Annotated in this window: 20 protein-coding genes; 6 read left to right on the top strand and 14 right to left on the bottom strand. The window is 42.5% G+C overall.

The features are described 5' to 3' along the window. Positions 1–69: 69 nt before the first annotated feature. A complete protein-coding gene (aspT, locus tag R7Q46_RS22925; RefSeq protein WP_031781104.1) occupies positions 70–1,785 on the bottom strand; it encodes an aspartate-alanine antiporter in 1,716 nt (571 codons plus the stop codon). A gap of 426 nt (positions 1,786–2,211) precedes the next feature. Here aspT and R7Q46_RS22930 point away from each other — a divergent pair, with 426 nt between their 5' ends. From R7Q46_RS22930 to R7Q46_RS22955, 6 genes are all read left to right on the top strand, one after another. Beyond that, a complete protein-coding gene (locus R7Q46_RS22930; protein WP_031781105.1) occupies positions 2,212–2,424 on the top strand; it encodes a DUF1656 domain-containing protein in 213 nt (70 codons plus the stop codon). Positions 2,425–2,434: 10 nt separating this feature from the next. Then, positions 2,435–3,295 (top strand): HlyD family secretion protein, encoded by an 861-nt coding sequence (locus R7Q46_RS22935; protein WP_005435679.1) that lies wholly within the window; start codon positions 2,435–2,437, stop codon positions 3,293–3,295. Between the two features lie 13 nt (positions 3,296–3,308). Beyond that, positions 3,309–4,664 carry an FUSC family protein gene (locus tag R7Q46_RS22940; RefSeq protein WP_262647559.1) on the top strand — a complete coding sequence of 452 codons (1,356 nt, stop codon included), beginning with the start codon at positions 3,309–3,311 and terminating at the stop codon, positions 4,662–4,664. A gap of 301 nt (positions 4,665–4,965) precedes the next feature. After that, positions 4,966–6,618: a hypothetical protein gene (locus R7Q46_RS22945; RefSeq protein WP_213871892.1), complete on the top strand. Its 1,653-nt coding sequence runs from the start codon at positions 4,966–4,968 to the stop codon at positions 6,616–6,618. 210 nt (positions 6,619–6,828) lie between these two features. Then, positions 6,829–8,868: a carboxylesterase family protein gene (locus R7Q46_RS22950; protein ID WP_262647558.1), complete on the top strand. Its 2,040-nt coding sequence runs from the start codon at positions 6,829–6,831 to the stop codon at positions 8,866–8,868. 101 nt (positions 8,869–8,969) lie between these two features. Continuing rightward, complete coding sequence (locus R7Q46_RS22955; protein ID WP_262647557.1) at positions 8,970–10,421, top strand: phospholipase D family protein; 1,452 nt, start codon at positions 8,970–8,972, stop codon at positions 10,419–10,421. Positions 10,422–10,478: 57 nt separating this feature from the next. Here R7Q46_RS22955 and R7Q46_RS22960 read toward each other — a convergent pair whose 3' ends face one another. The 13 genes from R7Q46_RS22960 to R7Q46_RS23020 all read right to left on the bottom strand — a co-directional run bounded on the left by R7Q46_RS22960 (position 10,479) and on the right by R7Q46_RS23020 (position 20,279). After that, positions 10,479–12,137 (bottom strand): autotransporter assembly complex protein TamA, encoded by a 1,659-nt coding sequence (locus tag R7Q46_RS22960; RefSeq protein WP_262638129.1) that lies wholly within the window; start codon positions 12,135–12,137, stop codon positions 10,479–10,481. A gap of 336 nt (positions 12,138–12,473) precedes the next feature. Further along, positions 12,474–12,938 carry a DUF2846 domain-containing protein gene (locus R7Q46_RS22965; RefSeq protein WP_005377099.1) on the bottom strand — a complete coding sequence of 155 codons (465 nt, stop codon included), beginning with the start codon at positions 12,936–12,938 and terminating at the stop codon, positions 12,474–12,476. 169 nt (positions 12,939–13,107) lie between these two features. Beyond that, complete coding sequence (locus R7Q46_RS22970; RefSeq protein ID WP_033907480.1) at positions 13,108–13,734, bottom strand: LysE family translocator; 627 nt, start codon at positions 13,732–13,734, stop codon at positions 13,108–13,110. A 327-nt stretch (positions 13,735–14,061) separates the two neighbouring features. Then, positions 14,062–14,688 (bottom strand): LysE family translocator, encoded by a 627-nt coding sequence (locus R7Q46_RS22975; RefSeq protein WP_064354013.1) that lies wholly within the window; start codon positions 14,686–14,688, stop codon positions 14,062–14,064. A 129-nt stretch (positions 14,689–14,817) separates the two neighbouring features. Then, positions 14,818–15,171 carry a DUF1428 domain-containing protein gene (locus R7Q46_RS22980; protein ID WP_005387184.1) on the bottom strand — a complete coding sequence of 118 codons (354 nt, stop codon included), beginning with the start codon at positions 15,169–15,171 and terminating at the stop codon, positions 14,818–14,820. Positions 15,172–15,268: 97 nt separating this feature from the next. Further along, positions 15,269–15,874 carry a hypothetical protein gene (locus R7Q46_RS22985; protein WP_213872154.1) on the bottom strand — a complete coding sequence of 202 codons (606 nt, stop codon included), beginning with the start codon at positions 15,872–15,874 and terminating at the stop codon, positions 15,269–15,271. An 81-nt stretch (positions 15,875–15,955) separates the two neighbouring features. Beyond that, positions 15,956–16,252: an antibiotic biosynthesis monooxygenase family protein gene (locus tag R7Q46_RS22990; RefSeq protein WP_033907479.1), complete on the bottom strand. Its 297-nt coding sequence runs from the start codon at positions 16,250–16,252 to the stop codon at positions 15,956–15,958. A 143-nt stretch (positions 16,253–16,395) separates the two neighbouring features. Continuing rightward, positions 16,396–16,683 (bottom strand): putative quinol monooxygenase, encoded by a 288-nt coding sequence (locus R7Q46_RS22995; RefSeq protein WP_053306982.1) that lies wholly within the window; start codon positions 16,681–16,683, stop codon positions 16,396–16,398. Positions 16,684–16,825: 142 nt separating this feature from the next. Continuing rightward, on the bottom strand, positions 16,826–17,467 hold the full coding sequence (locus tag R7Q46_RS23000) for an alanine--tRNA ligase-related protein (RefSeq protein WP_213872155.1): 642 nt from the start codon (positions 17,465–17,467) through the stop codon (positions 16,826–16,828). Positions 17,468–17,609: 142 nt separating this feature from the next. Continuing rightward, the gene (locus R7Q46_RS23005) at positions 17,610–18,155 is read right to left on the bottom strand and encodes a GNAT family N-acetyltransferase (RefSeq protein WP_053304370.1); all 546 of its coding nucleotides are present in this window, start codon (positions 18,153–18,155) and stop codon (positions 17,610–17,612) included. A gap of 253 nt (positions 18,156–18,408) precedes the next feature. Beyond that, positions 18,409–18,972, bottom strand: coding sequence for a sugar O-acetyltransferase (locus R7Q46_RS23010; protein WP_213872156.1), 564 nt, complete (start codon positions 18,970–18,972; stop codon positions 18,409–18,411). Between the two features lie 143 nt (positions 18,973–19,115). Beyond that, complete coding sequence (locus tag R7Q46_RS23015; RefSeq protein ID WP_130546149.1) at positions 19,116–19,529, bottom strand: RDD family protein; 414 nt, start codon at positions 19,527–19,529, stop codon at positions 19,116–19,118. Positions 19,530–19,670: 141 nt separating this feature from the next. Further along, positions 19,671–20,279: a pyridoxamine 5'-phosphate oxidase family protein gene (locus tag R7Q46_RS23020; RefSeq protein WP_005389306.1), complete on the bottom strand. Its 609-nt coding sequence runs from the start codon at positions 20,277–20,279 to the stop codon at positions 19,671–19,673. Positions 20,280–20,334: the final 55 nt, after the last annotated feature.

The raw sequence follows: 20,334 nt of genomic DNA on the forward strand, positions 1-20,334 counted from the left end.
TGAAATTTGGATAATACTTCCCCTACCACCTATTTAATTAGGCGATAAGCGTGTTCAAATTTATTTAAATTACATGCCTGCGTTTAAAGTAATAATGCCGACAATAATTGGACCCCATAGGGTAAGCAGTACATTAGCCACTGCATAAGTCACGGTGAATGAGAATACTGGCGTTGCGTTGCCTGTTTTTTCCATTAAAGCCGCGAATGCTGGGTTCGCACTTCGTCCACCTGTAACACAACCAAGTGCTTCCACTGGGTTCTTAATCTTCAATACAAAGTATGAGAAGAAGAACGAAATAAACTGAGGAATAATGGTCACAGCCATACCGAGGAACAACAGAGACATGCCGTGTTCTTTGATGGTGTCGACCGCTTGAGGGCCCGCTTCAAGGCCAACAATGCCCACAAATGCTGCCAAACCGAAATCTCGAATGAAGTTCGCCGCACCTTCTGGGAACTGAGCAACGTGGGGATTGCGGCTACGCAACCAACCGACGATCAAACCTGAGATCAAACAACCTGCACCAGAACCGATGGTGACGGGAATACCTGCAATCTTAAAGCTGATGAGACCAATCAATAGACCAAGCACCATACCCATACCAAGCACAATAAAGTCCGTCATGGTTGCAGAGCCCATGCGTTGACCGATGTTTTTCTCAACGCGATTAATGTCTTTTGCTGTACCTGTAAGCTGGATGACGTCGTTTTTCTTCACCACAAGATCCGGCGTCATTTCGATAGAGCTGCCTTCACGAATGTAATCCGTCACATAAATGCCGCGCATTGAACCTTGGTTCGAAGCCTCTTTGATCTCTTGCAGCGACTTACCAATCAGCTTGCGATTGTCTGCGATCAGTTGACGGTTTTCTTCAATAACTTCATAGCCTTCAGGAAGTGCAATCTCATTGTCAGCCAAACCATCTTGCAGCTGATGTACCGCATTACGGCGACCTGTTACAACAATGACATCACCTTCTTTCAGTGCTGTGAATTTGTCCACTTCTAGCACTTTGCCATCACGTTGAATCAATTCAATACAAGCAGCTAGAGCGTGTTGGTTTAACTGAGCTAGGGTTTTGCCTGCTAGCCCGCCATCTTTGCTCACTTTAAATGCTCGTGTAACCAGCGCGGTTACTGCGTTGAATTCACCCGGCGCAAGATCGCGCTTACCATTTGAGTTTTTCTCTTCTAGAGCAATCGCTTCTGCTCGGATATCCCACTTCATCAGTGTTGGGAATACCCATGTCACCATAAGAATTGGACCAAGCGAACCAAAGATGTACGTAACTGCATAGCCGACTGCGACGTTGGTCTGCATTAGGTGTTTCGCTTCTTCTGTCACACCACCAAGACGTGCGATCGCATCACCCGCTGTACCGATGATTGCCGATTGAGTCAAACCACCAGCTGCAAGACCTGCTGCCGTACCTCTGTCTAGATCAAACATCCAAGCTGCCGCTAACACACAAAGCAGACCTGAAACCGTCATAACCACGGCAGAAAGTAGAATGTTGATGGTTCTAAAGTTCAATGCTTTGAAGAACTGCGCACCACCTTGATACCCTACTGCGTAAATAAAGAGCGCAAAGAAAATGCTTTTTACGCCGGGATCAATATGAACACCAAATTGCCCAATAATTACACCCATTAATAATGTTCCGGCAACACCGCCAAGAACAAATCGACCAATGGTAATTTTACCAACCATATAACCGAGAGAGAGCGTAATAAAGAGAGCAACAAATGGTGCCATGTCAAAAAGGTTAGAAATAATTTCCATGACAATTTTACTCTTATTAATAAATATAAAACTCAAATAATCTAACGAATAATCTGTCACTCATATTTGTTGGATTATTTAATTTAAAAAGCATCTCGTTTGCTTCGAAGCGAATATTAGGAACAAAAACTCACAACTCGTAATCCCATTTGAAGGACGAAACCATCACTTCGCATATTCAAACGCAAACATTGAAAAATAATTGTCGAAAATTGAATAACTTAGTGTTCTGCAATAGGCACCAGATAAATCGCAAAATAATTTTATTTTTGTTTTCGCTCTCCAAAAAGCGATTTGGTTGCATCATTCCCTCTATTTAGCGCATAGCACCTTTCGTTTGATGGATTAGATCCTCCAAAAGCGATTATCACGGATGTCATCATTTGCCTTATCTTTCCATTCATCAAGTTAATAGAGAAAAACACCATGAACTCAATGCCACATGAACTTGTGTGGGGCGAAGTTTACTTCCCACCCTTGTTGCTGGTTATTGCATTGGCTTACATGCTCACCATTTTGGTCGGAACCGTTGCTACAAAACTGGGTATCCACAAATACGTTGCATTTCCTGCACTCGCAGAGCTGAGTCTAATTGTGATTTTTACTGGCGTTATTGGTCGATTCATTACCATCTTTTGAGGCAAATCCCGTGATTAAACGTTATCTCATCACATTGCTACTGCTTTGTGCCGCTGGCAGTGTGATTTTCAGCTATTACCAGTCGTACTCAAGCAGCCCTTGGACACGAGACGGTCAAGTCAGTGCATACATTGTCTCAATCACGCCGCGTGTGACAGGACAAGTCATTAACGTGTATGTCGAAGACAACTCTCAAGTAAAACAAGGCGATTTACTGTTTGAGATCGATCCTAGCATCTATAAAGCGGCATACCACAAAGCATTGGCGACTCAAAAGCAAGCGGTCGCTCTGTTAGCAAAAGCAAAAAACGAAGAGCAACGCGCACTTAAGTTAGAAAAGCGCACACCTGGAGCCGTACCGGTACTGACATTGAACAACCTAAACAATGCGGTAGAAACGGCGGTGGCCAACGTGGAACTTGCGAAAGCCAATGTAGAGGAAGCAAAACTGAACCTTGATTACACCAAAGTTTATGCTCCAACGAATGGTTACATCACTAATTTGAACTTACGCGTCGGTTCTCAAGTGGTCGCCAACTCTCCGGTCGTAGCCTTAATTGATGAAGACAGCTTCTGGATAGAGGGTTACTTCAAAGAAACAGATCTGGTAGGCGTCAATCCTGAAGACACTGCTTATGTAACCTTGATGATGCACAACGATGTGCAACTAAAAGGGGAAATCAAAAGCATCGGCTACGGTATTGCAAAGCAAGATGGCAGCACAGGCAACGACCTCCTGCCAAACGTCAATCCGAACTTCCAGTGGATTCGATTGGCTCAACGTATTCCCATCAAAGTAAAACTGGATGAACTGCCAGACGATCTGCAACTTCGCGTGGGTATGACGGCTTCTATCAAAATCATTAAATAATTCGGTGATTGTTATGTTCAACGCCTCTACCAAAGAAGCGATCAAAGCTGCACTTTCTATCGTTATCGCGATCTGCCTTGCCCTATGGTTTCAATGGGAGAAACCTTACTGGGCGGCAATTGCGGTCGCGGTGATGGCATTGAACGAAAGCTTCGCACACTCGATAAACAAAGGTAATAACCGATTGCTGGGAACCTTATTGGGCATCGGTTATGCCTTCTTTCTTATCGCGATGTTCTCTCAAGACCGCTTTTTGTTCCTCACCTTCTTCACCTTGTTTTTGGGTGTGTGCATTTTCATGTCGAGCGACGAAAATTATGGTTATGTGTTTACCATCGGTTTTGCTGTGTGTTCGATCGTCGCCTGCATGGGTGGCTTTGACAATCAAGCAACGTTCCACTTCGCCGTCCTTCGTATGCAGGAGACGATTCTTGGCGTGATCACCTTCTCGGTGGTGTATCGCTTAGTGTGGCCAGTAAACACGGAACAAAACTTCATTCAGCGTTTTGAGACAAGCCGTGAGGTGATGCTTAGTGCCATGAATAACCCTCACCACATTGATATCGAAGCAGTGGAAACCAATACTGCCAACATAGAAAAAATGTTCCAATTGCTCGGTTTACCGCTTACTGGTAGCTACCGTTTAAAAGAGCATCGTCAGCTATGGCGCGCGCGTTTAAATGAGATGGCACAGCTCCAAGACCGATTGCTAGAACAAGCCGATAAGCCGCAACGTAACGAGATCGATTGGCCGACGTTAGCACAGCAACTTCAAAGCTTTGATATTAAAAAGCCGAGTACATCGTTTGTTGGCGACGTCCCTTTTGTCATTCAAGGAGATAACAATACTGTCTGGCATCATGAGCATCGGACCTTCATCCAGCATTTGAATGAAGACAGCAGAAAGGTACTGCAAGGTGTCTCCATGTTCGTGACGTCGCTGCTGATCTGGATTTACCTTCCTGTGCCCGGAGGGTTTATTTTCCCTATGCTGGCCGGTGTATTCTCATCACTCGTTCCTACCATGCCTCCGAGTATTATTAAGGATGCTTTTTTTGGAGTAATAGGCACGGGGACGGTAATCCTTCTGCAATACATTTTCTTAATGCCAATGATGACCGAGCTATGGCAACTTGCCTTGTTCTACTTCATTAACATCATCGTGATTTGGAAGGTCTTTTCCACACCAAAACTGATGGTACATAGAATTCTAGGTATTAACTTATTGGTTGTTTTGACATCGGGTGCGCTCAACTTAACCCCAGCATATCGAATTGAAACGCCCTTGCTGATGCTGGTAAACATTATGATCATTTTGATGATTGCCAAGTTGTTTACTGATCTGTTCCGTGTTCGCGTCACGGCCTAAGCGTCACCTCCGTTCTTGAAACTAAAGCCCCGCATTGCTTTTGCTCTGCGGGGCTTTTTGCTTTGTTCACTGCCCTATTCCTGCCTCACCCTGAAAGCGAGGATAGTATCCATCAAAAGCGATTAACGGGATTTCTCTACCCACCATAAAATCCTCTCATTGATTTACGAAATGCAATTAAAAACACGGCATTCACAACATCAATCACAGCAAACACATCTATCTAACTGAACAAGAAGTTCAGTGACACATTAACTGTCTGAGTCTCGAAGGTTTGAGGCTATTCAGAGTGGAAATCGTCATGAGTTTTTTTGAAATACGCGCTAGCAAGACATCTTCTCTTACTGTGCTAGCGAGCGCACTAATGCTTACTACCCCCACTTTTAGCTTCGCCGCAGAAGAGACAACTTACAACGAAGTCATGGAACAAGGTCGCCAACTCTTCGACAAATACGGTATCAGTCATGATTTACCAAAACTGGCCATCAGCTCTCTAGTTCAAGGCGAGCATTTGGTCGAGCATGCCCACCGAAGTGTTAAAATCGGTGATAGCGTTCGCGATTCGTCCGTCTACTTGGTTAAGAACACCGATAACAAAGGCAACATTGATCTGCGTATCAAGTACAACCCTGAACAACTCGATGAAAATGAAAAAGTACTTGATGAGATCGAAGCTTTCACACGAACAGAATACCGCCTTCGAAACTACGCGGAGAGTTTTGATCCGTCATCAGTAAGAGCAAAAGAGGATCAGAACGGTAATGTGATCATCAGCTTCAATTACTCAAAATACGGTCTTCCTCAAGATATCGCCTACTTCCGCTTTTTAAGCGTTGATATTGAGTTGGTTAATGGTGAACCGAAACGTATGGTCATTACCAACGATAAACCGTTCACACATCACAACTACCAAGTGGATTCTTACGATCAAGAGATCCTCTTCCAGAAGTTAACATCAGGCAAAATTGCGATTGCCAGTAAAAACACCAAGATAGTTGGTTCAAAGAAAAATAAACCCCTCGAAATGATGAGCAGCGTAAAACCGGTAGCGATTTATGAAGATAAGCTTGGCGTGCAAGTACTAGACGAAAAACGCTTGAATGAGGTCTCTGATCCACGCATGCAAGAAGCCAGTGTTAAGCTAGACCGCGTTTTTCCTTTAATGGGTGATATGGTTCGTCGTCAAGGTATCGATTTGCCTCTGCCGTTTGGTGTGTCGCTAGCGTATCGAAATCAAGATATGAATATTCCATTTAATGATTTCACGATTGAAGGTATCGGCCTTAATGAACTGTTTGATCCAGAAGACAGTGTCGGCATCGTCAGTGCTGAGAGCATGACGCTTCGTGGCGATGTAAACATCCTGCCATTTTGGAATGTATTTGGTTACATCGGAAAAGTTAATGTCGATGCCAATGTTGATGCCTCCTACACGGGTGAAGGTGGCCAGTACATAAAAGATAAGCTGAACGATAAACTGCCAGGATTAGGTGATAAGTTTTGCGATGGTTTATCTGCACTTTGTAGTCGCGGACGCTTAGACGTGCCGTTGCATTTGGAATATGACCTTCGAGGTATAGGTACAACCCTTTCGGTTGGCTATAAAGAATTCTTTGCTTCTGTCACTGGTACCTATTCGCAAACTCGCTTAAAGGGCTTAGATGATTGGGGCGATGGTATTGTTACTGTACAGCCGATGTTGGGTTATCAACTTGTCGATTATCGCACGCAGTTCTTTGTCGGAGCAGAATATCAAGGACTGGACGCTCGAATGGACGGGCATGTAAAAAGTGGTGATATCGAATTCGATTACGACATTGGTGTAGATCTTAATCAATGGGCGTTTTTGACTGGTTTCAATAAGCAAATCGGCAAAAACTACAACCTGACCTTTCTCTATAACAAAGGGGAAACTCGAGAGTCAGTAACCTTAAATCTTGGTTACCGTTTCTAGCTCTCATAAAGAGCCCGCCCCTAGACGATGGTAGGACTGCATCCTACAAAGGCGATTACTGAAACTGTCGCCGATGTCCTACCATTTGAGCCATCAATACAACAAGCCATCCAACCATTCACGGATTAATGCCAAAGCGTCAGGACGTCGCTTGTTAGATGCCGTTTAACATTTTCGGTGCACGCACCAAATGACTTTTTGGACATAACAATGACTTTACTCAATCGCTCAACTTTAGCCATTACCATCACTCTTGCCTTAGCAGCTTGCAGTGATGACTCTGGTAAACCTAGCGTTCCTAACAGCCCGAAGCCACTACAACCCTTACCACCAGAGCAAATCGCTTTGGAAATTGGCGATGCAACCATTCAAGCGACCAAAGAGTCCCTTGTCATCACGCCTCTTGCTGCGGATGAAAAACTGGCAGCGGTAGAGGCGTTCAAAGGTATCCAATTTGCGCAAGCAGACCGCTTTCAGCACAGCATTGCGATCCCACTTGAAGGCGATATTGATGCGACTCAGTTCGGTGATGCGTGCCCGCAGTTAAAAACCACGGCACAAACGCAATCAGAAGATTGTTTGAACCTAAACATTTGGCGACCAGCAGGGACAGAAGCGTACGCAGATTTGCCAGTGTATGTCTTTATTCACGGTGGAGACTTTGAATACGGCGCGGGCTCAGAACCGCTGATTCATGGTGATATGGTGGTTGCACAAGGTGCTGACGATGGTAACCCGTTTATTGCAGTTACTTTTAACTATCGCTTGGGCTTGTTGGGCAGTGTTTGGGTCGATGGTTTGGACAACCCAGAGGGCGGTAACTTTGGCCTAGGCGATCAAAAACACGCGCTTGAATGGGTTCAACAAAACATAGAGGCATTCGGCGGCAATCCGCAAAACGTGACACTCATGGGTCAAGGTGCGGGTGCCATGTCTGTGGGAATTTTACAGCAATCAAAAGGCGATGCTGCAATCGCAGGTGAGCACTTTCAGCGTGCCATCATGCAAAGCAACGCGTACGGCTTTGAATATAAAAGTTACGATGTTGCCAAGAGCCAAAGACCAGAACAAAGCGTTGAAGATCTTGCGTTACTACCACTTGAAGAGATCATGAAGGTACAGAGCGAGATGCTTGATCCCATTCAACGTCTTAAGAGCTGGGTACTGACCGCTGCGAATATTCCGGTTATAAGTCCAACACGAGACAACAGCCCATTAGCTACGTTGATGCCATTTGCGCCTTACATCGAGCATCGCCCACCAGCGTTTCTAGTGAAAGAAGTTCCAGGCTATCACTTTACTGAACAAGCGATTGAGAGTGAATGGATCGTACCGACGGTAATTGGCTCTAACAGTGCAGAAAGCAATACTCTGGGCATGCTGCCGAGCCTGACATTTTTGATCCCAACTATCATTGAAATCTTGAGCCAAGAAGCGCCAGAGATCATTGAAAGTGGTGACGAAAACTTAATCGTCGAATACATGGTGGAGTGGCTAGAATCGGAAACGAACTTAAACCGTTTACGCGCTGAATATCGTTCATTACTCAGCGATTCAGCTTCAATTGAACTCGATCTTTCTGACTTATTGGAACTGCTGCCTAGCACCGCTTATGAGGCGATGACTAAGTTGTTCTTCGGTTTGGGGAACTCCGATTCAACAACGGAGTTACTTGCTCTGGCTGACTTCTTCCCTAACGATGAAAGCGAACTAAATGGTGCGACCAAAAACATGCAGCAATTCAAAACCACTTTGCATGATTTGCTCTTCACGGGTCCAAACCGTCATAAAGTTTCAACTGAAGAAGCAACAGGAGCGACGCCAAGCTTTTACTACTTTGACTACAAACCTGGATTCAACGTATGGACTTACAATACCAAAGGTGAAAATGGCGATCTCGACGTTGGCGATTTACTCAAAAGCATCAGTTGTATTGTCGGCGCTTGCAATGCATCGGAATTACCATTTGTGTTTAATAAAGCATTAAAGCTTGATGGTTCAAGTGTTCGTCCGGGTAGCAAAGACAAAGCAATGATGAACGAGCTCTCTCGTATGTGGTTTAGCGAACGTTTATTTGAAGACTTCCAATACAACAGTGCGACTGATCGAGTTTTGCTGATCGATAACGATGGCGGTATTCAATCCACACAAGACTGGGACAATGCTCATCACTCAGGCATCGATCCAAAACTGCGCCAAGGTCGCCTCAACGGTCTCGAGGAACTTGGGCTGATTCTGAGTCACATGTAACTTCATCCTCAGCCACTAAAAACTCGTTACCGAATACCTAAAAGCCAGTCCGCTGGCTTTTTTCATCCTTATTCCTTGAACATAATTAGGAAGGTTTACTCATGTTTCCTAACGCCCTTCGTGCTCTGCTACTCTTTATCTTCGGCGCGCTGTTGGTTGGCTGTGCCCAGCCCTACCCTCAAGTTGAACCGGATTTTGAAGCCAATTGGCAAACTACTCAGCATCAATCCGAAGTTTACTTAATTCCTACCGCTCCAGAAGCCTTTGCTCGTCGTGTTGAACTGGTAAGAAACGCTCAGCAAAGCATCGATATGACTTACTTTTCTTGGGAGAGTGACACGCTTGGTTTGATGCTACTCAATGAACTCAAGCAAGCAGCAGATCGAGGCGTGCAAGTTCGACTCACTCTCGATGACTTATTAGTGTTTAACGAGAAATGGCTTGCTGATCTCAGCGCTCACGACAACATTCAAATCCGTTTATTCAATCCGTTTGATTCACGTAAGTCAGGTTGGATTGGTCGCGCCGTCAACTTCTCTACTCATCAACAACGTTTGGACAATCGTCTGCACGAGAAGTACTTCAACGTCGACCATCAATGGATGATTCTAGGTGGACGTAACATTGGCGACGACTATTTTGGTTACAGCCGCAAAGCCAACTTCTTTGATATGGATGTCTTGTTCAAAGGCAGCATTATTCGAGCATTCGACAAAAACTACCAACAACTTTGGGACAGCGAACATGTTACGCCAATAGAAAACATCGTTAACGTTACCCCAAACTATTCCGCGTTTACTAAAGCGCTTAATAAAGGTGAGAAAGACAAAAGCACCATTCAGGCGGAAGTTGAAAAACAAGTTAAGCAACTGACCAGTCCCAACTTCATTACTGCGCAAGTCACCCCCGTTTTCGACTCATTAAACAAGTTAGCAAACAACAAACCCTACTTTAGAAAACGTGCAGAACACCAAGTTTGGCAACAAATAACCTCTGCATCAAAAGCAGTGATATCAACGCCTTATGTGGTACCAAGTGATGGTGAATTTACCTTTATTGATACCTTGATGGAGCAAAAAGCGGACATCACGTTAATGACGAACTCGTCTGCATCTAATGATTCTGGCTTTATTCCGGCTTATTACGAGGAGCATCGCCAAACCTTGTTGGATAAGGGCGTTCATATACTTGAGTACAAAAACCAAGCGAAAAATGATGACCATTACTTCCATGCGGATACTTATTATCACAACAAGACGGTGATACTCGATGATCGGCTAACTTATATCGGCTCATCAAACTTCGACCCAAGATCGGATTTCCTCAATGTGGAATTTGGTGTGTTGGTCCAAAGCGAAGCCTTTGCAGAACATGTCATGCACTACTTAACTCGACAACAAGATGAACTGTTTTGGCGAGTATCTCGAGATGGACAAGGCCAAACTCAGTGGCAATCAATGCATGAGATCCATACTAAGAATCCAAACTATGGTGGATGGCATAAGGCGCCTAACTGGATATTCAAGAAACTGAATGGTGAGTTCGAACTCTAAACAATCAAGACTTAAAAAGGCTCTCTATCTGCAAGGATGAGAGCCTTTTTAATGCCGCTAAAACTGCGTGCCTAGCGAAAAGTGAACGCGGAATTGGTCTCCTTGTGGGGCATCTAAACCATAAGCAAAGTCCACTTTGACGGGCACGTATTTTGAATTCCATATCAAACTCAACCCTGTACCGCTTTTCCAATCCACCCTATCGTTGAAGGCATCACCAACATCATAAAATGCCCCAAGCCACAGTTGGCGGTAGACCTGATATTGATATTCCAGCCCAGCAGTAAACATGTAACGAGCACCGGTTAAATCGCCATTTTCATCTCTCGGAGAGATAGACTCATAACCATAACCACGAAGATTGCCATCACCTCCCGCAAAGAAGCGTAATGATGATGGGATATCACTCAAAGTGTCAGCGACATTAATGCCAACATTGGAACGAAAGTGAAACTTGTGTTTTTCACTAATATCCCACGACAGCACACTGTTGCCTTCAATACGCAGCAAACGAGAATCGGAGAAAAAATTAGGGTCTGAGTATTCCAATGAGTAGACGTGACGGTGCTTTACTTCTAATTGATCGTTCTTGCGATCAAGCAGTGAAAATGTCACCCCCGGTAATAACAACTGTGATTCGTTATTCTCCGACGCTTGTCGATAACTTTCTTGCAAATAACGAACGTGCATGGTGCTTTGCCAATCACTGTCTAACTGCCAGTGTTTTTCAAACGATAAATCATTAGAAAAACTCGATGTGTCTCGATAGTCGACATGCTTAGATTCAAACTGAATCCCGTAGTAATCCGTTAGAACATTTTGGGTGGGAATTTTATAACCTAGTAATAGCGATTGTTCCGGTTTGGAAGCGTACGCTTGTGCCTCAAAACTGTGTCCACGTGCGTTATACCAAGGCTTGGTCCAGTTTAGCGAAGCGCGTAATCCCAAGTCTGTCGAATACCCTCCACCGACTTGCACAATATTGCGTGAATTCGGCTCTGCGAGCACTTCTATCGGCACCTTATGACCATGGGATATCTCCTCGAAATCCGCTTTCACAATCACACTGCGAAACCAATCAGTACTGGAAAGATCGGCCTGATATTGACTCAATTTCAAAGTATCAAAATCGTCGCCCCGTTCAAATGTTCTCATCGCTTCTATTCGTGCCGTTTCGATACCCGACGTAAGAACAGAGAGTTCTCCAAATTGGTAACGAGAACCACTAGAGAAATGCAGATTCACATGGGCTTGATTCAAACTGGGAATGACTTCCAAAGACGATTCAATAAAACGCCCATCTAAATAACCTTTTTGCTGAGCCAATGAAATTAAGTTTCGCTTTAACGTATCGTACTCAGAATGAAGCAACGGCTGACCTTGTTTAAGTTGAGCTTGATTAATTAATTCGATGAAATCCTGATCATTACTGGCCTCTCCCGACACAGCAATATTAGATTTTTTGACCAACATCACCTCCCCTGCGTCAACCTCAAGCGTGATGAGATCATTCTCTGATCTCTGAACATTGAGCTCGGAATGATAGTAGCCATAAGGGTTTAACGCATTATTAACCATCTGCGTTAGTCGATTTGAGGTAATGTTTGAAACAGAGAGTTTCGTTAGTGGTGTAAGGTGACTTTCAAGATTTTTCTCTAATATTGGTGTTAGCCCTTTGATTTTAAATTGCGCTCCGAGTGCATGATGTAAAGGCATAGAAGCTAAAACTGATATACCTATTATTTGTTTAATGAGAGGAGACACACCGCTACCTAGTTTAGCAATACACTCGACAAGGTTAATGATGGAATGGCATATCAGTTAATCGCGTTTGTAGGATTGCTCCCTACGAAATCCTCTCGAAAATTCACGTTTCACAAGTAGATACTTTGAACGATAAATTGGCTCAAGCTAGGAGGTGGCAAATCATGCGGTCTGAAATAGGTATACTGTTTGTCAAAAATACAAAACCCAACGCTGTATGGTTCTCATCAAGCGTTGGGTTACATTGATAATGTGTGTTTTAATCTAAAAAGCGGTCTGTTAGTAAAACTAGATCGAAGAACAGTTTCCTTTTTCTGCCATGTCTACTTTTAGTACTTCTGCTTTACCTTTGCTTTCGTCTACGAGTTCCACGCCCGCACCACCAACAAATACACCCATTTTAATGTATTGATTAACGAAATAGTTACGGCCCTCTTCCGTTAAGATAGTTAAGTGATTTTCAGAAAACTCAGACTCTGTACTTACTTGATGTTCTTTATTGCCTTCGACCTCATGGTAGAAGAATACACCAGGAGCGGTTTCACCAATACATTCCCCATCGACGTAAACATACTTTTTAAGCGCTGCTCCGACAAAAGCATCTTCTCGGTAAATGTAAATCCCTGCGTTCCCCTTTTGAGGTGCTTCAAATGATTTCATTTGATTTGATACTGTCGAATCAACAGTAGGAACAGAAGCACAACCTGACAAACCCAAAAGGAATGCGGAACACAGAATTACTTTATTTTTCATGTTATTAACCTAGCTACGATAAAATCGCGCCAACCATACTATAAATAAATACGTTCACTTATTGGTATTTTTGAAATTTGTGATTCAACCTATGCAATAGCACTCATTTAGCGTATAGATTGAGCAAACATTAGCCATATAATAATCACGAGAATAAAATGCCCTGTATCTAACGATCACTAAATGCCACTTTACTCGCTAGACTGATAAGTAGAATACCTGAAACACCTTCAAGAGTTCTTGAATAACGCTGAGAGTGTGGACGACTAAATACCCAATTACCCACAGAGGCGTACAAAACGTTACATGTCGTCGCAAGTACGCTGAACAGCAAGCCAAGTACTAATAATTGCATTGATGTTGAGCTTGCAGACGTATCAATAAATTGAGGCAGAAACGAGAGAAAGAATAGCGCTACTTTTGGATTCAAGACGCTGACGATAACCCCCTGAACAAACACATTTTTATTATTATCAACATTTTTGTTTTCAACGATTTTACTTTCTCCACGCCACATAGACAGTAATGACTGAACACCTAAATAAACTAGGTAAGCGGCCCCTAACCATTTAACAACGCTAAAAGCCAAAGATGAACTCAGAATTATTGCTGACAAACCTAAACATGCCGCTAGTGTATGAAAAAAGTAACCAATACCAAGCCCCAGAGCCGCTTTCAACCCAGCAGATAATTTACCTTTCATTGTATTGGAAACAATATAAATTACATCAGGTCCAGGAATCATGTTGATAGCGAGACAAGCGACAACAAATAATAATAGTGAGTTTGAATCCATTCTTTTCTCCAAATTAACGTCTTGCGGGATAACATTTCATCGAACTACAAGTAATGCAACGTCCAGGTTTCAATTGGTTATATTTAGTATTAACAACACGTTACTAATACTACAGCACTGCGCGAAGAGCACAACCATGAACAGTGATACGAATTAAATTATGGGCCTTTGTTAGCCCTTTGAATGATAATATTTAGCATCGTTTGGTTGTAAGCTTTTTCTAGCCAGCAGCTCTTATGGAAGTTAACAAATCGGCCACTTAGTATACTTAATAGACCGTCAAATCAGATAGATTATCTATTCTTATTTCTTCAAGCCTTTTTTGCTTCATTTTCCTGCCTCACTAAGCAGCAACTTAATACTTGCCACACCAAAAAATAACGCGAACACGCCTTCAAAAACTGCTTTGGATCTGAGATAGGTTTGCCTGACCTTTTTATACGCGAAAAGAAAAGCATAGCCAAAGAAAACCAAAGCACTAACCAGCCCTACAACAAAAATGACCGACAACAATTCCAACGGACTGGCCGTAGGAGGAACCCCTATCGAATAAAGCGCACCAAAAAACAGAATAGCCTTTGGGTTAGTTAAGTGAATTAACACTCCGGTTAAGTAGTTACCCTTCTCTGTCGTTACGTATGTTTTGGGTAACTTTAGCTGCTCGATGTTGCAGGCAGAATGTACGGACTTTAAAGCCAAATATAAAAGATAAAATGCCCCACAATATCTAAGAATTTCAAAAAGCCAAACATTGCTATAGAGTATGGTTGCGAGACCAAAAGCGGCTGAGGTTGACCAAAATAAAGACCCCGTTAAAACACCTGCAGCCAAATACCCACCAAAGCGTCGACCGTGGTTCATTGACGTGCCTGCTATCGCAAGAGTTGCAGGTCCAGGGCTAGCGATGGCAGCGATAGCTGATACGACAATCAGTGAATAATTTATCTCTTCCATTTTTACTCTAAGCCTCCAAATGGAGTTTTATCAACACTTATCGCGGAATACTCTATTGAACGTACATCAGAAGCGTAATACTGATTAAAACACCAAGTGTCACGAATCGAGTTGAGATTATTTGTTATTTTACTGCTCCAAAATAACATCAAATCCGCCATAAATGAGACGCTTTCCATCAAAGGGCATTGGGTTATTGTCTGGACTCATTCGAGGATCACCCATGATCCGCAGCCACCCTGAGTCTCGAACTTCTTTTGAAGGCCAGACTACCCACGAAAACACAACGGTTTCGTTGCTTTCAGCGTTAACTGCCATGGGAAATGATGTGATCTCACCATCTGGTACTTCACTCCCCCACGTCTCAACAACCTTTAAGGCCCCAAACTCCCTGAACATTTCTGCTGCTATTTTTGCGTGTGCGATATACTTTTCTTTATTCGCTGTCGGCACTGCAGCGACAAACCCATCAATGTATGACATAAGTAAACTCCTTTCATTGGAGTTATAACCATAGCTCAATAAAAAGAATGCACATGATGCCAAACCATAGAAGCAGGTACGTAATACAGCTTGAGAGCTACATTCCTAGCTTGGACTTTATATGCATATTTGAAAGGTATGTGTTTGGATCAAGCTTGGTTAGCATATTTATAATCTCCAAAACACTCGAATACTCAATACGTTCCTCTTCAGCATGCCCGATCCCACCTATTGTAAAGTGAGTAAAGCGGTAATCACGATAAACGTTTTGCAGCTGGCTAGAAATATCTTTGAGTAATCTTTTACTGAGGGCGAATGCAGGGTATTCACTACTTTCTGAAAGCTCTGCTGTAGAGCCAATAGATACAATATTGCATTTATCGTTAAGTGAACCTAAAGCGTTAAGCTCATTGACTAAATTAAGATACCCAATCGGACCAACATTCATAAACTCAATCAGTTCGTTTGTTGTCAATTCTGAAGACTCTCCCCACATCGACGCCAAATAAACTATGATGTCAAACTCTACACCTTTGAAGCACGTATAATCTGGCTTTTTACCGGGATCAACGTCAATACAAACAGAAGCGACTCCCTCATCAACTAGCTTTGATCTAGAAATCGCATAAATTTCTGTACCCTGTAAGTTCGTAGCCAAGAACCTTCCTAGACCCTTACTACCTCCAACGATTAAAATCTGCATAACCCTATTCCTTGGTTAAGGTTGTCTTTCATATTGTCCGCCAAACTGTTCATTAGGCATCACTTTAACGTTTCTATTGCCCTACTTAGTTCTATCTTCAATTTCATCGAATGGTTCAACTGAAATACGCTCTGCAATTTCACTCATCTTCTTCATTTTTTCTGGGTTACTAGTTCCCCAAAACCGCTCCCAGTCTTCACGTGTTCGCCACTTGGCAATAGTTAAAACCTTTTCCGGTACATCGTAAGAACGAAGCATAAAACTACCAAGCGCCCCTTCTACTGACTGATGAATTGAATCTGTCGTCGAACGCCATATATTTTGAAACTCATCCATTTTTTCACTTGGCACACGCCATTCATACACAACTCTAAACATAACACTTCCATTAAAATTTCTAGATTTAATACGGCAAAGTATTAAGAGCACTAAGCCAGGTGAATAGCTGAATAAAGCAACATAGTAGAGCGTAGAGCAACATGAAAAGCAAAGTGTAAACGCTCTAAATCACTCCGATTCGATTAGTCATGCACACATTCAAAGATTTCGTATTGCCGTTTAACATTGGCTGTTACTTTTCCCCAATGTGAGGCTTGAACTCTTTCCTGATGTTGTTTAAAAGAGGCTTTGTCGACGAACTCCTCATAGACATCAAAACGAAACGGATTAGTCGAGCTTTGAGTCACAAGAAAACTAAGGCAGCCCGGCTCTTCTAACGTGAGCCTTTTGTGAGTTATTAACGCATGTTTTACTAATTCTAGATCCTTTTCCGGAACTAAAATAAAGCCTTTCAATGTAACTTTCGACATATCATCCTCCCGCCCCTATCGTGTAGCGTTTCGTTAAGAAGTAGCCAACACGCCCTCAATCTCAACCATCATATCGCAAATGTGAATCTCACCATGAATTAAATGCCACGTGTTAGGAATCTATTTCTAATGCCCTATCGACTTACGAGCATAAGGTTATCTCTACCCTTTCTTTGCCTTTACCGATGTTCTTGCGTTTTAATTGAATTTGGCCGACTTCTGATGTGCGCTTTAAGTGAGTGCCACCGCAAGGCACTTGCGCAAACCCATCCACTCTCCAATACCTTCTTTCACTCTCTTGATCGGAAAAGTCACTAATAATAACTGAATCAGAGTTAATCAAATCTTGCACATCAGTTTCAATTTCTTTCAATAGCGGGCCAATACTTTCAGACCACTCGAAATCTATGCGACTCTTATTTTCAGAAATATGCGCGCCTATCTTAACAATGCCTTCCCGACGCTGATAAAACATCTCGAGCACCACTTCAGCCGCAAAGTGTAGCTTTATTAAGGCGTATCTACGCTTCCAATCAATATTCGTAGTTACAATGTCACCAAGAGCAAAATTTGGAGAGGATTCCAATGTGTAAATAAGTCGAACACCTAACTTTTGAGCAATCAAAACCGGAATACCATTAATCGTTCCTTTATCACTATCTTGGCCTCCAGACTCTGCAAAGAAGATAGTCTGGTCCAATTCAACCTTATTTCCGTCTACATTGCTCACTCTTGAGTTAAGTTCTGTTTGGTAGGGATTAACCCAAAATAATTTCTCGCTCATGCTGCTATCCTTGCAGTAAGTCCTATCTTTGATAGTACATTCAGTGACCACCAAGTCAATTCAAGAAACCTCACCGTCAAATGTAAGGCTGTGTATAGAGCACGAGCAGGCTAGACCTATTAGATGCGTTTAAGGCCGGATACTAAACGCTGTCTAGGGGTTTAGCTAACAACCCGTAAATTGCGGAATCTGAGACTACTCCATTCACTTCCCAACGCTGCCTTAGGAAACCTTCCTTTATAAAACCTAACCGTTCCAAGACTTTACCTGAAGAAGTATTGTCTGGATCTATCTCAGCCTCGATTCGACGTAGATTCAGTGTTTTGAATGCGTGTTCGATTAATGCAGTTCCCGCCTCTAATACAATGCCTTTACCCCAGAAATGACGACTAACGCCAAAGCCAATTTCTGCGCGCCTAGACTCTTTCACGTGATTAAACAGCATTATCTTACCCAGAAGTTGGCCATTGCTCTTTAGGAAGATGCCTAGTGTCACTTCTGTATTGCTATTCATGGCCTGTGTACTCTTGGCTATAAATGTCCGCGCTTCTTCAATTGAAACCCAAGGGCCAGAGTTCCAATATTTCATGACCTCATGGTCTGAGAAGATGTCAAACAATTCGCTTGCATCATCTTCAACTAGCTCTCTTAGAATTAATCGTTCCGTTTCAATCTTTGTTACTAACATTTTGGGGTCAGCCTTTTGGTTTGTTATTGGTGACGAAAATCCAATAAAAGTGTGAGACACGTAATACAAATGATTTCGTATGAGACTTTTAAACAAGCTCAACGCACGGCAAAAGCGCCACGTGTAACGATTCTATATTGAAGCAAATGTTAGACATTCAAGTGCGTCAACAAGTAACCGCTGAACGCATCAAAGCTTGGAGTGAGTTGATCATAAGTCCTAAACTCAGGCTCAAAATAGTCCATATACTTTATTATCGCTTAGTGACGATTTCCTTCAGTACTCTGGCTGGGTTGCCACCAACAACGACATTGTCTCCAAAACTCTTCGTAATGACTGCGCCAGAGGCTACCACCACGTTGTTCCCAAGTGTTACGCCAGGGTTGATTACGGCATGGCCACCTATCCAACAATTGTCACCAATGTTTATGGGCTTTGCTAGCTCTAAACCACTGTTCCTCTCGATAGGATCTAAGGGATGAGTCGCAGTATAAATGCCAACTTGAGGCCCAAGTAAACAGTTATCACCAAACTTAACTTCCGCAACATCCAAAATCACACAACCAAAATTAGCGTAAAAATTATCTCCAACGTGAATGTTGGATCCGTAGTCGCAATTGAAAGAAGATTCAACATGAATATCGTCACCTGTTGTGCCGAACAAGTGCTTAGTTATTTCAACTCGCTTTTGTTTATGCTCAACAGAGGTAGCATTCAATTTTTCAGTTAGTAACCTAGCGCTCAACCTTAACTTTAATAACTCTTCATCACTTGGGTCATAAAGCTCACCTGCTAACATTTTCTCTTTTTCTGACATAAAACTTGGACTCCAATACCAATTTTCTTACAACGCTACATTAAGTATGTGAGTAACGCTACCACCTAAGCAAGGCTGCTCCACCACGAAAACAAAGCCCGACTTGAACGCAAGTCCTCAGCGCTATCAATTTTTTCAACAAACTAGTGCACTACCACCACCGTTCTCACTAACTTATCACCGAGCCGTTGCCTCTTTTTACCAAGAATGAAAATTGAGTCAATAAAACCTAAGAATGGAGTAATAACATTTCGAAAGAGCGACTGAAAAATATTGCACTTTTTACCCGTTCTTGCACTTATAACTGCAATGCCCAAAAGTTTTTTACCCACACTTTGACCATTTGGTAAACAATCAGAAAAAAGGTAATACGATACAGTCGCAGTTACTGCTGTAGCGCGCACAAGCTCTTTTTCAATACCGATTTCTAAGCCGACCCATAAAACGAGAGTAAAAATGCTAAAACTGACAAAAAGATCAATCATTTGTCCAACACACCTAACTCCCGGACTAGCCAAAACGTAATTTTCTAGAGTAAATTTTCCTGCATTTTTCATTTTAAAATTTGGACTAACAATTGTTTATTTGTGAACTAACGCTATTGAGACAGTAACATCCCCACTAAACCTAATCCATACTTCCGTAAAGCAAGGTCGAACCTGATTTTTCTATCTTTTCAATATATTACCACGCTTGTTCTAAAGGCTAGATTGGTAATATTTCAACATCTCTTCTTGATTAAGCGCTTTACTTTCTAACTTTTGTTGATCTTTAAAGATTTGAGCTAATGAAGGGAGAATTGAGCGATTTACTTTATAGTCATCAGACCAAAGTTTCCCTCTCATCACCGCTTTCGCACAATGAAAATACATACTCTCTATGACTATTTTGATAACAACCTTAGGATCTTTACTTCCATCGGGGCAAGCAGATATCAAGTTGGCGTCGGTGTGAATACTTGCGATTCCTTTAATACGGAGCACTTCATCAATACCATTTACCATCAATAACAACCCTACCTTGGGGTTACTAATGATATTTTTTAGACTATCGATACGATTGTTCCCCGAGCTATCAGGGAGCAACAATGTTGATTCATCTAAAACTTTTACGAAGCCAGGCTCCCCTCCTTTAGGAGAAAGATCGATGTACCCTTGTGAATCAGCGGTACTTAGAACTGCAAAATGGCAGTTATTAATTAATGTAATCGCATGAACATCCAGCACAGGCAGAGCTTTATTTTTAGCTCTCGCACTTGGCTCTGCGTAAATTTCTTTTAACTGCTCTATTGTTTTAATTTCACTCATTCAATGTTATTCCTTCACTATCGTATAATGCTTTGCTTGTAAGCAAGCAGTAACT

It is taken from the genome of Vibrio sp. 811 (assembly GCF_033339195.1).